13 protein-coding genes are annotated in these 13915 nt (G+C 62.3%); 7 read left to right on the top strand and 6 right to left on the bottom strand.

Annotated features, from left to right (window positions below):
- Positions 1-36: 36 nt before the first annotated feature.
- The gene (gene cysS, locus B5526_RS03660) at positions 37-1431 is read right to left on the bottom strand and encodes a cysteine--tRNA ligase (protein WP_079536960.1); all 1395 of its coding nucleotides are present in this window, start codon (positions 1429-1431) and stop codon (positions 37-39) included.
- Between the two features lie 385 nt (positions 1432-1816).
- On the opposite strand from cysS, the gene B5526_RS03665 reads away from it, so the two are divergent.
- From B5526_RS03665 to B5526_RS03675, 3 genes are all read left to right on the top strand, one after another.
- The gene (locus B5526_RS03665) at positions 1817-2122 is read left to right on the top strand and encodes a hypothetical protein (RefSeq protein ID WP_079536962.1); all 306 of its coding nucleotides are present in this window, start codon (positions 1817-1819) and stop codon (positions 2120-2122) included.
- A gap of 145 nt (positions 2123-2267) precedes the next feature.
- Positions 2268-3446 (top strand): DUF2865 domain-containing protein, encoded by a 1179-nt coding sequence (locus tag B5526_RS03670; RefSeq protein ID WP_079536964.1) that lies wholly within the window; start codon positions 2268-2270, stop codon positions 3444-3446.
- A 222-nt stretch (positions 3447-3668) separates the two neighbouring features.
- On the top strand, positions 3669-4829 hold the full coding sequence (locus B5526_RS03675; protein WP_079544668.1) for an IS30 family transposase: 1161 nt from the start codon (positions 3669-3671) through the stop codon (positions 4827-4829).
- Between the two features lie 139 nt (positions 4830-4968).
- Here B5526_RS03675 and B5526_RS03680 read toward each other — a convergent pair whose 3' ends face one another.
- Positions 4969-5940: a LysR family transcriptional regulator gene (locus B5526_RS03680; protein WP_079536966.1), complete on the bottom strand. Its 972-nt coding sequence runs from the start codon at positions 5938-5940 to the stop codon at positions 4969-4971.
- A gap of 119 nt (positions 5941-6059) precedes the next feature.
- Here B5526_RS03680 and B5526_RS03685 point away from each other — a divergent pair, with 119 nt between their 5' ends.
- From B5526_RS03685 to B5526_RS03695, 3 genes are all read left to right on the top strand, one after another.
- Positions 6060-7172 (top strand): alpha/beta fold hydrolase, encoded by a 1113-nt coding sequence (locus B5526_RS03685; RefSeq protein ID WP_244562188.1) that lies wholly within the window; start codon positions 6060-6062, stop codon positions 7170-7172.
- A gap of 120 nt (positions 7173-7292) precedes the next feature.
- Complete coding sequence (locus tag B5526_RS03690) at positions 7293-7703, top strand: hypothetical protein (protein ID WP_172841960.1); 411 nt, start codon at positions 7293-7295, stop codon at positions 7701-7703.
- A 498-nt stretch (positions 7704-8201) separates the two neighbouring features.
- On the top strand, positions 8202-8705 hold the full coding sequence (locus B5526_RS03695) for a GlcG/HbpS family heme-binding protein (RefSeq protein WP_079536968.1): 504 nt from the start codon (positions 8202-8204) through the stop codon (positions 8703-8705).
- 109 nt (positions 8706-8814) lie between these two features.
- Here B5526_RS03695 and B5526_RS03700 read toward each other — a convergent pair whose 3' ends face one another.
- From B5526_RS03700 to B5526_RS03710, 3 genes are read right to left on the bottom strand one after another with little or no spacing between them, the layout of a single operon-like run.
- Positions 8815-10572 (bottom strand): NAD+ synthase, encoded by a 1758-nt coding sequence (locus B5526_RS03700; RefSeq protein WP_079536970.1) that lies wholly within the window; start codon positions 10570-10572, stop codon positions 8815-8817.
- A 45-nt stretch (positions 10573-10617) separates the two neighbouring features.
- Positions 10618-10971, bottom strand: coding sequence for a diacylglycerol kinase (locus B5526_RS03705; RefSeq protein WP_079536972.1), 354 nt, complete (start codon positions 10969-10971; stop codon positions 10618-10620).
- Between the two features lies 1 nt (position 10972).
- Positions 10973-12361 (bottom strand): class II 3-deoxy-7-phosphoheptulonate synthase, encoded by a 1389-nt coding sequence (locus B5526_RS03710; protein WP_079536974.1) that lies wholly within the window; start codon positions 12359-12361, stop codon positions 10973-10975.
- 174 nt (positions 12362-12535) lie between these two features.
- Here B5526_RS03710 and B5526_RS03715 point away from each other — a divergent pair, with 174 nt between their 5' ends.
- On the top strand, positions 12536-13441 hold the full coding sequence (locus B5526_RS03715; protein WP_244562190.1) for an alpha/beta hydrolase family protein: 906 nt from the start codon (positions 12536-12538) through the stop codon (positions 13439-13441).
- Between the two features lie 259 nt (positions 13442-13700).
- Here B5526_RS03715 and B5526_RS03720 read toward each other — a convergent pair whose 3' ends face one another.
- Positions 13701-13913 (bottom strand): hypothetical protein, encoded by a 213-nt coding sequence (locus tag B5526_RS03720; protein ID WP_079536978.1) that lies wholly within the window; start codon positions 13911-13913, stop codon positions 13701-13703.
- Positions 13914-13915 lie beyond the last annotated feature (2 nt).

Below are 13915 nucleotides of genomic sequence, written 5' to 3' on the forward strand. Positions count from 1 at the left end.
CTCAACTTGCTCCGAACAGATTTGGCACCAGCCCGCTCATCGCGCGATCTCCCAGGTGGTGCCTTCCTTGGAATCCTTTATCACCACGCCCATCGCCGCGAGCTCATCGCGAATGCGATCGGATTCCTTAAAATCTTTTCGCGCGCGGGCGGCGGTGCGAGAGGAAATCAATTCGTCGATTTGTTTGGCGTCGACACCACTCGCTTGCTGCTTGCGGCTCTTCCATTCCGCTACACTCTCCGACAGGAAACCGAACAGCCGGAGCGATGCAGCAAACTGGCTGCGATCTCCGTCGTTCCCTGCAGCCGCGCCGTTGCGCAAACCGTGCAGCGAGGCGATCATCTGCGGCGTGTTCAGGTCGTCCGACAGCGTCTCGATGACGGCATCCGACGCTTGCCCGCCTTTGACGTCGGCTGCGACAGAATACCAGTCGTCGAGCGTCTTCGCGCTTTCCTCCAATCCCCGCAACGTCCAGTCCATCGGCGAGCGATAATGCGCTTTCAGCATATTGAGGCGCAGCACTTCGCCCGGCCAATCGGCCAGCAGATCCCGGATCGTGACGAAGTTGCCGAGGGACTTCGACATCTTGGTGTCTTCGATCTGCACGAATTCATTGTGCATCCAATAATTCGCCATCGCCGGCGTGCCATGCGCGCAGCGCGACTGCGCGAGTTCGTTCTCGTGATGCGGAAAGATCAGGTCGATGCCGCCGCCGTGAATATCGAAGACGTCGCCAAGATAAGCGGTGCTCATGGCCGAGCACTCGATGTGCCAGCCCGGACGTCCCCTGCCCCATGGGCTTTCCCATCCCGGTTCATCGCCGGACGATTGCTTCCACAACACGAAATCGAGCGGGCTCTTCTTATGTGCGTCGACGGCAACGCGCGCACCCGGCCGCTGCTCGTCGAGCTTGCGGCCGGACAGCGCGCCATAATCGGGCATCGACTGGACATCGAACAGCACTTCGCCGCCGGCCTCGTAGGCATGGCCACGGGCGATCAATTGCTTGATCAGCGTCACCATGTCCGCCTTGCCGTCGGCGCGCGGCAGCACGAAATCGGTCGCGCGCGGTTCGAATGTCGGTGGCAACGAGCCCAGGGCCGCCACTTCGGAAGCAAATTGCGCCGCCGTATTCTCGGTCACCTTGCGGATCGCCTCGTTCAGCGGCAGGCCCGGAAAATCCCGCGCGGCGCGCGCGTTGATCTTGTCGTCGACGTCGGTGATGTTGCGGACGTAAGTGACGTGGTCCGCGCCATAGAGATGCCGCAGCAGACGAAACAGCACGTCGAACACGATGACCGGGCGCGCGTTGCCGATATGGGCGAAGTCATAGACCGTCGGCCCGCAGACATACATGCGCACATTGTTCGGATCGAGCGGCGTGAAGCGCCGCTTCTCCTTCGTCAACGTATCGTACAGGCGTAAGTCCATGGAAATCCCGTCCCTTGCGGCCGGGCGTCCAGTGATCTCATGAGAGAAAAGACGGCCTCAGCCAGCGAATCGCTAGCTCATAATCTCGCGGCAAATGCCACAAATGGCGAGAAAACCGTTCATGGGGAATACCATGGGCCAGGGACAGGGATTGCGTCAAGTGCCCTAGAACCTCGGCCTGCCGAGGTTCTAGCCCTTGTTTGATGCGTTTTCTTTACGCGAACCGGTACCCATCCCGCATCAAGTGCGGGACAGGCTTTCACTGGAAAACGCCTTGGAAAAGCCCGCTTGCGCCATGAAACGGCCCCGGGGCCGCAATGGCTAATGATTATTAAGGTTTTGGGGCTATCGAATGCGGCAGCGTCCTCTCATCCGTCGGTGCAGCATGCGAACGATGTCAGCGCTTCTGGCCTGTGTGGGGCTGCTGGCGGCCTCGGCTGCCTCCGCCGATAGCCGCGTCTTCATCATCGCCAATCAGCCGGACGGTTACGGCGTCGACCAGTGCCTCGCCAGGGGCGATAAATGCGGCGCGCATGCCGCACGGTCCTATTGCCAGTCGCGGGATTTTGACCAGGCCTCGTCCTACCGGCGGATCGACCCGGACGAGATCACGGGTTCGGTTCCCAAGGCGGGTGCAAACTGCAACCATGCAGGCTGCGACGAATATGTCGCCATTACCTGCCAACGCTGAAACGCCGGCCGCGTTACCGTCCTCACCCGCCACATCGGCGCCCCGGAAACGACGTGACGCTGCCCTGAGAAGCGGCTATGGGAAGCCGCGATGGCAGCGCCTTGGGCTTTTCAAAACCCGCGCGAGTGACCCAGATAAGCCGGATATGCCTGAAATATCGATTTCCCCCGTTTCCCGTTGGATTTTGGCCTGCGCTGCGCTGATTGGCGCGAGCGCGCTGAGCCTTGACGTCTCGGCGCAGACCCCGCCCGGCGCACCGCCGCCGCCCGGCCCTGCGCCGCAGGGAGCGGCCGCCGTCAATCCGATGTGTCCGCGGCTGGAAGCCCAATTGGCCACCATCGACCATGGCGGCGGCTCGGGCGATCCGGCCAAGGACGACCAAATCCGCCGCTACCAGGATGCCGCCACCAAGCAGCAAAGCGAGCTCGATCGCGTGACCTCGCAGGCCAAGCGGATGGGCTGCGACAGCTCCGGGTTTTTCTCGCTGTTCAACGGCCAGTCGGCGCAATGCGGCCCGGTCAACAACCAGATCCAGCAGATGCGGGCCAATCTGGAGCAGATCACGACCAGCCTGGAGCGGTTGCGCAGTGGCGGCCTCGGCGGCGCCGATCGCGAAAATCAGCGCCGTTCGGTGCTGCTGGCGCTGGCGCAGAACAATTGCGGACCGCAATATGCCGCTGCCGCGCGCGGCCCGGGCAATTTCCTGGATAGTCTTTTCGGCAATAACGGCAATCCGAACCCGCCGCTGCCCGGCGCTGATTTCGGTCCGCAATCCGGCACTTTCCGCACCGTCTGCGTCCGCACCTGCGACGGCGGCTATTTTCCGATCTCGTTCGCCACCGTTCCGGCGCGCTTCCCGGACGACGAAAAAACCTGCAAGGCGCTGTGTCCTGCGACGGAGGCGAACCTCTACGCCTATCGCAACCCCGGCGAAGACATCAACTCGGCGGTATCGATCAGCGGCCAGCCTTATACCCAGTCGCCGAACGCGTTCCGCTTCCGCCAGGAGTTCAATCCGTCCTGCGCCTGCAAGGCCGCCGGGCAGACCTGGTCCGACGCGCTAAAGAGCGTCGACGACAAGGCCGCCGCCGAACAGCAAGGCGACATCATCGTCACCGAAGAGAGCGCGAAGAAGATGGCGCGGCCGCCGGCGCCGAAAGCTCCGCCGGTCGCGGCGAAGAAGGGTGCCGCCAGCACCGCAGCGGCCGCGCCGGCAGCTCCCGCGGCGGACGCCTCGGCATCGGCTCCCGCGACCGCTTCCACCGGCGCGCCCGGCGACAAGCCGATCCGCTCGGTCGGCCCGACGTTTATTCCCGCGCGGTAGTCTCGTCGTTCCTGCGAAAGCAAGGGACCCCAGCGTGAGCGCAATTGCGCTCATCGCGGCGCCGCGGCCTATCGTCAAGGCGCCGTGGCAGTTGCCTTTGCCAGGACGCGTACTCATAAATCTAGCTTGATTGGTGGGGCTTGATCGATGTCCGCTATGCCCCGGTGGTCTCAACCGGTTGACGCAACACTTTATCTTAAAGGAGAGATGGAGTGTGGTTTGATGGCTCACAAATTTCATAGAGGGTTTACTGCGGCAGAGAAAACGGAGTTATGGGATCGCTGGAAGCGCGGGGAGTCGCTAAAGGCGATCGGACGCGCTTTTGGTAAGCAGTCATCGTCGATCTATTTTTTGGTGGCTCCGCATGGTGGGATTCGTCCTGCCGAGCGGCGTCGCTCCAGGCTGGCATTGACGCTCGCGGAACGCGAGGTGATTTCCAGAGGTGTTACGGCACATCGATCGGCCCGATCGATCGCCAAGTTGCTTGGCCGCTCACCCTCGACGGTGAGCCGGGAAATGAACCGTAATGGCGGCTATGACCGCTACCGAGCGGCACTTGCAGATGAGAATGCCTGGGCGCGAGCTCGTCGTCCAAAATGCTGTAAATTGGCGAGCAGTCCGCGGCTACGGCGAGCTGTCGCGGGGAAGCTCAGATTGGATTGGTCACCCGAGCAGATAGCCGGCTGGCTGAAGAGAACGCATCCTGAAGACGAGTGTAATCAGGTGTCACACGAGACGATCTACCGCAGCTTATTTGTACAAACCCGTGGCGTGCTCAAGAAAGAGCTGCTTAGTCATCTTCGATCGAAGCGCTCGATGCGTCGCTCCAAGCCGGTCGATCCGGATGGCGATAGACGGGGGCATATCAAGGATATCGTCTCAATCCGCCAGCGACCGGCGGCGGTTGAAGATCGAGCGGTGCCTGGCCATTGGGAAGGCGATCTGCTGTCCGGGCCGAACAACAGCTACATCGCGACCTTGGTCGAGCGTCATACGCGCTACGTGATGTTGGCCAAGGTGGCCGGTAAGGACACCCGAACGGTGGTCACCGCGCTCATCAAGCAGGCGAAGAAGCTACCAAAGGAGCTGTATAAGTCGCTGACCTGGGACCGGGGAAAGGAACTTACGGATCATCGCCGCTTTACGTTGGCGACCAAAATCGACGTCTATTTTTGCGATCCGCAAAGCCCGTGGCAGCGCGGGTCGAACGAGAACACCAATGGCCTGCTGAGACAGTACTTTCCGAAGGGCACCGACTTGTCGGTGCACTCACAAGCCTACCTGAACAAAGTGGCTCGTCAGCTAAACGAACGACCACGTGAGACCTTGCAATTTGAAACCCCAGCAGAGAGATTTAGCGCCTGTGTTGCGTCGACCGGTTGAGCCGGCACCCCGATAGCGACCAAATTCCGCAGCGCTGCGAAACGACGCGATGTGCCATTAGCGGGCATGCCGGTATCTCCTCGAGAGGTCGTCTAGACACCGATCAGCGGACAGTATTTCAGCCCATCACGTAGAAGCATCAGACTCTTCTGCGCCGTCTGGTTCGCTCGTCATCAATGTCAATTCCGATTTTGTTGGTAGCGCCCGAGCGGTTCTTCACGTGATCGATGAAGGCTCGCAGTTTCGGCATCATTTGATGGCGGCTGGGATAGTAGAGAAACACACCCGGCGCCATCGGTGCGAACGGCTCCAGAACGTGCACGAGTTTTCCCGCTTTGACCGCTCCGGCAGCGATCGGCTCGGGCACCTGCGCAAGGCCCAATCCTTCGACGGCCGCGCCAAGCATTGTGGGCATGTCGTTGGCGATAAAAGGTCCTGAAACGATGACTTCGACGGCCTCGTTGCCGTTGACAAAGGACCAGGGCGCGATCGACCCGTTTGAGTGGCGCATGCGCAGGCAGGCGTGCCGGCGCAGATCGTCGATGAGTTCCGGCCGCTGCCGCCGACGCAGATAGTCGGGGCTACCGACCACAGTCAGCGGGTGCGACGGCGTCAGACGCACCGCGATCATATCGGCCTCGATGAACTGGCCGAGCCGGATGCCGGCGTCAAATCCTTCGGCAGCGATATCGACCAGATCCGCGCTTGCGGCGATCTCCACCTCGACATCGGGATAGGCTTGGCAGAACGACGCGATCAGCTGCTCCAGCAGGTGCGGCACCACCGCCCGCGGCACCGTGAGGCGCAACAGTCCGGCAGGCCGCTGCCCAAGGTCACGCGCAACCTCGCTTGCGGCGACAAGCTCCTCGAAAGCGGGCTTTGCGCGCAAGAGAAATCGTTCGCCGGCTTCGGTCAACCCGACACTGCGAGTCGTGCGTATGAAGAGCGCCGCGCCGACGCGCGCCTCAAGTGCACGTACTGCCTGGCTGATCGCCGACGGAGTGACCCCGAGTTCCGCGGCTGCTCTCCGAAAACTGCGGTGCTGGGCAACGCTCAAGAACGCCTCCACGCCGTCGAGCGCGCCTTGCCTGACTGTGAAGTTCTGCTTCATAGCCCGTCAATATTATCACGAATAGTCGCTCGCGGGAAGCAGTCGTATATTCGACTTGCAAATCGGGAGTCACGCCGACGTCGAGGCCCGAGATGCGCGACAATCAAGGGAGCAACACAATGCGAGACGCGACGTTTTCCCGACGCGACATGCTCTGGGCGGGGGGCGCGCTCACCGTCGGCGCGGCTTTCGCGGAGCCGCTTAAGGCCGCTGCCGCCGAGCCCAGCGGGGCTGGCCCAGAACCGACATCTTGGGTGGATTCGGCGATGCCCGAGGTGACGCATCGGATGATCGAGACGAACGGTATCCGCTTGCATGTGGCCGAGCAGGGTGAAGGCCCGCTCGTCATCCTCTGCCACGGCTTTCCCGAGTGCTGGTATTCCTGGCGGCATCAGCTCGGCGCGCTGGCGAAGGCTGGATTCCGTGCGGTGGCCCCCGACTTGCGAGGCTATGGGCGGAGCGACCGTCCGGAGGAGGTGGAGAAGTATACGATTCTCGATGACATCGGCGACATCGTGGGTCTCGTCGATGCTCTGGGTGCTAAGCGAGCGGTGATCGCCGGCCACGACATCGGCGCCGCGATAGCATGGCAAACGGCGCTTCTGCGCCCCGACATCTTCCGGGCCGTCATCGCTCTCAGCCCGCCGTTCCGCTCGCGGGGGTTTGGCGACTCGGGGCCACCGACGACGCTCATGCCGCGGACCGAGAATGCGGTGTTCTACCAGCTCTTCCTCCAGAATCCCGCGGCGGAGGCGGGGCTCGGGCGCGACCTGCGTCTCACCTTCCGTTACCAATTCTACACGTTGTCGGGCGACAGGCCACCGTCCGCGGACGTTGGAGGGCTTCCGCCCGGGATGATGCCTCGGAAGGGCGGCTTCATGACCGATCCGCCGTCCTTGCCGGCTTGGGTCACGGAGTCCGACATCGATGTTTACGTCAAGGAATACGCGCGGAGCGGATTCCTTGGTCCCCTCGCCTGGTGGCGCAACATCGATCGCGGCTGGGAGTTGATGGCTCCCTTCGCCGGAGCGGCGGTGACCGTTCCCGCGCTGTACATGGCGGGCGACCGGGATTTTGTCGCCACCGTTTTCTCCCAGGACATCGCGAAGCAGTCGGCACTGGTCCCCAAGCTCCGGCCCCCGATAATGCTGCCGGGCTGTGGTCATTGGACCCAGCAGGAACGTGCTCCGGAGGTAAGCGCCGCCATGATCGACTTCCTTCGGCAGTTGTAGGCTCGCGGCTGTCCTTATGTGACCGGCCGGCCCGCCGGGGGACTTCGAGACGATCGCTCGTCGTTATGCGGCCATGAACGATCAACCCGAGAACCTAACCAGACTGAACGAGGTGAGCCGATGAAATTCATAATCCCATTTCTCGTTGCAGCGCTTCCGGTAGCTGCCTTTGCACAATCACAGTCCGGGCAGGCCCCAGGCGCGCCGGGCGTGGCGCTGCCTAAAACCACCGAAGTGATGGTCCTTCTGACTCCTAAGCAGGCGGTGACCCGCCAGCAAATCATGGCCGTCATGCCATCCGAGATTCGGGAAACAATGAAGCTCTATCTCGATGGAAAAATCCGCCAGTGGTATTCGCGGGGCGATGGTAAGGGCGTCATCTTTTTGATCGACGCGAAGACCCAGGACGAGGCGCGAGCGGTCATGGAAACCCTGCCGCTCTCAAAAGGACAGTTGGTGGATCACGAATATATTCCGGTCGGACCCTTGATGCCGCTACTGGGATTGTTGGGCCCGGGAGCGCAGCAGTGACTCTCCTCGTGGCGTTCTCCAGGTAGCTTAGGGTCACGAGGCGCCCAATGACCACTGCGAAACCGCGCAGATCGATGGAGGATCGGTCTTCCCGGCGCATGCGAATACTGGTGACCCGAATGGCCCCTTCGAGGCCTGTCCGCTAATTAGCTCGAATGCGCGCTGATATCCATGGTGGCCCGGAGCACAACACGCTCCAATCAGAGGCCGGATACATTGATGCAAGACCGCATCTGCCAGGTTGAAGAAACCTCTTGCAACGCACGGCCGGACCATACATTGGGTCAATCGCATCGGTTCAGCAATGTCCGCGCGGAGTCCGTTCGTCGCTCAACAACGGACATTGGTTGGACGGGATGGCACCTCTGTTCGGTGCCAGATGGGAAGGACTTAGAGCCAAGCGTGGTTTACTAAGTCCTGACGTCGGACCGGAAATACACTAGGCTCCGCCTATGCCGTCCTCAAAAGAGGATCGGTGAAAAACTCAGGGGTAACGTTATGCAACCGTCCGGGATTCGTCGTGCCGCCATTGCTCTCGCCTCGACCTGCACCTTTGTTCAGGTCGCTCCAGCGAGCGCGCAACTGCTCAGTCACAAAGACCTAACCGCTTCCATCGCAATGACCATTGTGCAAACTGCAATCGAGACTTGCAAGGCTAACGGCTACGCCGTGTCGGCGACCGTGGTCGGCCGCAACGGCGAGATCATCGTGCAGGTGCGCGGCGACGATACGGGGCCACACACCATCGAGAACAGCTTTCGCAAAGCCTACACCGCGCGGACGTTCCGTTCGCCATCGGGCGCGCTGGTCGACCGGGTGAAGGCTGACCCAACGCTCGGCTTGATCCATCTAACTAACGTCATCGCCAACCAAGGCGCGCTCCCGATCAAAGTGGGGGATGAGGTCATCGGCGCGGCCGGCGCATCGGGCGCGCCAGGCGGCGAAAAGGACGAGGCTTGCGTCAAGGCCGGGATCGACAAGGTGGCCGATCAGTTGAAGTGAGGGCGCAATAACTCCACCGTCCGGGGCGGCGGAGTCCACGCCCTTAACAAACAACATCGGTGGTTATGGGTCCCTGCTTTCGCAGGGACGACACTGAGTTCTGGGGCGTCTACCCCTCGAACACTTCCGCCGACGCACGGCCGGCGCGCGCGACGAGTTTCTCGTCGGGTTCGGGCAGCGCTTCGCCCTTGTCGCGAAAGCGATTGGTGATGGGATAGCGGCGATCGCGCCCGAAATTCTTTTCTGTCACCTTGACGCCGGGGGCGGCCTGGCGGCGCTTGTACTCGGCGATGTTGAGCAGTCGGTCGATCCGCATCACCACATCGCGATCGAAGCCGGCCGCGATGATCGAGGCCAGCGGCTCTTCGCGCTCGACGAGGCGCTCCAGGATCGCATCGAGCACCTCGTAGGGCGGCAAAGAATCCTGATCGGTCTGGTTCTCGCGCAGCTCCGCGGTCGGCGGCCGTGTGATGATGTTGACCGGAATGACTTCGCCCGACGGCCCCAGCGCGCCCTCCGGCTTCCATGAATTGCGCAAGGCTGAAAGCCTAAACACTTCGGTCTTGTAGATATCCTTGATCGGATTGAAGCCGCCGTTCATGTCGCCATAAAGCGTCGCGTAGCCGACCGACATTTCCGACTTGTTGCCGGTCGTGACCACCATCGCGCCCGACTTGTTGGAGATCGCCATCAACAGCGTGCCGCGGGCGCGCGCCTGCAGGTTTTCCTCGGTGATGTCGCGCGGCAGGCCTTTGAAGGTTTCCGACAGGATCGCCTCAAAGCCGTTGACGGCTTGCGCGATCGGCAGCACCTCGTAGCGGATGCCGAGCGCGGCCGCGAGTTTTGCGGCGTCGTCGAGCGACACCTGCGCGGTATAACGAAACGGCAGCATGACGCCGCGGACCCGCTCGGCGCCGAGCGCGTCGACCGCGATCGCGGCGCACAGTGCAGAGTCGATACCGCCGGACACGCCGAGCAACACGCCGGGAAATCCGTTTTTGCCGACATAATCGCGCAGGCCCAGCACGCAGGCCGCGTAGTCGCCCTTGTCGCCGTCGACGACCGGCGCCATCGGCCCATTGCAGCGCCAGCCGGCCTCGGTCTTGCGCCAGCGCAAGGTCGTGATGCTTTCCTCAAAAGCCGGCAATTGCGCCGCCACCGACAAATCGGCATTGAGCGCGAACGACGCGCCATCGAACACGAGCTCGTCCTGGCCGCCGATCTGATTGAGATAGATCAGCGGCAGCCCGCTCTCGGTCACGCGGGCAACCGCAACCGACAGCCGCACATCGTTCTTGTCGCGCGCGTAAGGCGAGCCGTTCGGCACGACGATAATTTCCGCCCCGGTCTCGGCGAGACATTCGACGACGTTTTCGTATTCGGCGGACTCTTCCAGCCAGATGTCCTCACAAATGGGCACGCCGACCCGGATGCCGCGGACGGTCACGGGGCCGGCGGCAGGCCCAGGCGCGAACAGGCGTTTTTCGTCGAACACGCCGTAGTTCGGCAAATTGGCCTTGTAGCGAAGGGCCACGATGCGCCCCTCGTCCAGCAAGGCGAAGGCGTTGTAGAGCTTGCCGTCCTCGACCCAGGGACTGCCGATCAGGACAGCCGGGCCGCCGTCGGCGGTTTCCCGCGCCAAGCTCTCGATGGCGGCGCGGCACGCCGACTGAAACGCCGGTTTCAGGACCAGATCTTCCGGCGGATAGCCGGTGATGAACAATTCCGGGAACACCAGCAGGTCGGCGCCCTCGGCGCGCGCCTTTTCCCGCGCGGGACGCACTTTGGCGGCGTTGCCCGCGACATCGCCCACGGTCGGGTTCAACTGGGCCAGCGTGATGACAAATTCTTCGGCACGTTCGGTCATGGCGTGATGGTGCCTCGCGCGCGGCAAAACTGCAATCGCATGCTTTTAGATCGCGCCCATGCGTTCGGCGATGGCAAACAGCCAGAACAGGCCCGCCATGACGATCGCGACGCCGACCGCCGCCGAACCCATGTCCTTGACCCGCCCGATCTGCGGATCGTGATCGGTGGTGAGCCGGTCGGCGAGCTTCTCGATCGCGGTGTTGAGCAGCTCGACGACCAGGACCAGAACAACGACGGCGACCAGTTCGATGCGCCGCATCAGGGTCGTGCCGATCAGCCACGCCAGCGGCAGTGACAGCACAAGGGCAACGATCTCCTCGCGAACGGCCTGTTCCGAGCGGACAGCAAAGATCAGGCCGTTACGCGTATTGATCGTCGCCTTCCAGAACCGCCGCAACTTAGAGTCCCGCGGCGACCGGCATCGGTTTGGCCTTGCCGCCGCGCTCAGCCTTGAGCAATTCGGCGATCAGGAAAGCCATATCGATCGACTGCTCGGCATTGAGACGGGGATCGCAGACCGTGTGATAGCGGTCGTTGAGATCCTCGTCGGTGATGGCGCGCGCGCCGCCGATGCATTCGGTGACGTCCTGGCCGGTCATCTCCAGATGCACGCCGCCGGCATGCGTCCCCTCCGCCGCGTGAACGGTGAAGAACGATTTTACTTCGGACAGGATGCGGTCGAACGGCCGCGTCTTGTAGCCGGTCGTCGAGGTGATGGTGTTGCCGTGCATCGGATCGCACGACCAGACCACGACTTTACCCTCGCGCTTAACGGCACGGATCAATTGCGGCAGATGATCGCCGACTTTGTCGGCGCCGAAACGGTTGATTAGCGTCAACCGCCCGGGCTCATTGTCCGGATTGAGCACGTCGATCAGCCGCACCAGTTCGTCCGGTTTCAGCGAGGGTCCGCATTTCAAGCCGATCGGATTCTTGATGCCGCGGAAATATTCGACATGGCCGTGATCGAGCTGGCGGGTACGGTCGCCGATCCAGATCATGTGACCCGAGGTCGCATACCAGTCCCCGGTCGTGGAATCGACGCGGGTGAAAGCCTGCTCGTAGCCAAGCAATAACGCTTCGTGGCTGGTGTAGACGTCGGTCGAGCGCAGCTCAGGGTGGCCTTCAAGATCGAGCCCGCAGGCGCGCATGAAATTCAGCGCGTCCGAGATGCGGTCCGCCAGTTCCTTGTAACGCCGCGACTGCTGGGAATCCTTCAGGAACCCGAGCATCCACTGATGCACGCTGCCGAGATTGGCGAAACCGCCGGTCGCGAACGCGCGCAGCAGATTAAGCGTCGCCGCCGACTGGCGATAGGCCATCAACTGGCGCTGCGGATCGGGGGTGCGCGCTTCCGCCGTGAATGCGATATCGTTGACGATATCGCCGCGGTAGCTCGGCAGCTCGATCCCATTGAGCTTCTCGGTCGGCGAGGAGCGCGGCTTTGCAAACTGTCCGGCGATGCGGCCGATCTTCACCACCGGCACCGCGCCGGCATAGGTCAAGACCACCGCCATCTGCAGGAAGACGCGGAAGAAGTCCCGGATGTTGTTGGCGCCGTGCTCGGCAAAGCTTTCGGAGCAGTCGCCGCCTTGCAGGAGGAAGGCCTCGCCTGCGGCTACGCGCGCAAGCGCCTTTTTCAGGTTGCGGGCCTCGCCTGCAAAAACCAGCGGGGGAAACGTCGCAAGTTGCGCCTCGACATCCGCCAACGCCTTGGCATCGGGATAATCGGGGATCTGCTTGACCGGTCTGGCGCGCCAGCTGTCGGGTGTCCATCGCTCGGACATGACGTCAACTCCTTAAGCAAAAACCGCTACTTAATGGCCCATAGCGGCGGCCGGGTTATACACAGGCTGATCCCCAACCGCCAGTTGGATTTACAACCCCCGCGACAAACCCTTGCGGCAAAAGCCGAATTCGCATTTGGTGGAGGTATCGCGAAAGCACGGGGGGTGATCGCGGTGGCGGAGCCTGCACTCGACGACGTATTCATCGACGACATCAACTTCCCCGCAGTGGATGGTTATTTGCTGGGGGCGAGCCTGTTTTTGCCCCGTGGCGCCAAACGCCACGCCGTCCTGATCAATTCGGCGACTGCGGTTCCGCGCAAAATCTACCGGGGGTTTGCCGGCTATCTGGCGCGGCGGGGCTGCGCGGTCTTGACCTACGACTACCGCGGCACCGGCGATTCCCGGCAGAAATCGCTGGTCGGCTATAACCAGCCGAAATCGCTGGTCGGCTTCAAGGCCTCGATGGCGGATTGGGCCGCGCTCGATGTCACGGCGGCGGTGGCCTGGATGCGGGAGCGCTACAAAACCCTGCCGCTCAGCTATGTCGGTCATTCCTTCGGCGGCCAGGCGCTTGGCCTGCTTCCCAACAACAAGGAAGTCTCTCGCGGGCTGCTGATCGCCGCCCAAGCCGGATACTGGAAGCTGATGGCCGCGCCGGAACGCTACCGCGTCTACGCGATGCTCAATTTCATAGGCCTCCCCGTTACCAGGATGCTGGGATATGCGCCGGGCTGGATGGGCATCGGCGAGGACCTGCCCAGGGGTGTGTTTGAACAATGGGTCGGCTGGGTCATGAGCGAGCGCTATTTGTTCACCGATCCCAAGCTTCCCGGCCTGACGAATTTTGCAAACTACAAGGGCGCGATGCGCGCGCTGTGCCTTTCCGACGATCCCTGGGCGACCCGGCCGGCGGTCGGCCTGTTGTGTTCGGGATTTACTTCGATCGAGCCGGAGATCCTGAGCGTCACGCCCGCGGACGCCGGCGTGAGCAAGATCGGCCATTTTGGTTTCTTCCGCCCCGAACATCGCGACTCGCTGTGGCGAGGTGCCGCCGAATGGCTCGAGGCGACGGATTAGGTGCGGTGCACGACGAAACACCGATGTCTGTTAGGTGCGAACTTTGTGCCTCAACAGCGGTGAAGTGATCATCGCTACGACTGATCCCCACGCCGGCGAACTCACGGCCGGCGCGTCCTGAATGGGCGCGCGAGGTGCAATCTTGCTCGGCAAGGCGTGGACTGCGAAGCCGATCTGACGAGGCATCTGAAAGGGGCTGAAACCGGCATCAAAAACATTGCCGCAGTGCGCAGCCAATGCCGCTGTCGATCGCCTGGCCTCAGGCAGCGGTACTCAGCTTCTCGAATGCAGAGTTTTTCAGACGGTTGAGGTCGCGTTCGCCGGACGCCGCCTGCTGAAGGATATGCTCCGCCACTTCAAGCGGCGTTACAGACTTTCGGGCCAGGAAGCGGCGATCGGTGACGACCTCGTTCAACGCCTGCCGCATAACGGCAATCGTCGACGAATCGTATTTTTGCTTCAGATCAGTCATCG

This window comes from Bradyrhizobium lablabi (assembly GCF_900141755.1).
GTDB lineage: Bacteria > Pseudomonadota > Alphaproteobacteria > Rhizobiales > Xanthobacteraceae > Bradyrhizobium > Bradyrhizobium lablabi_A.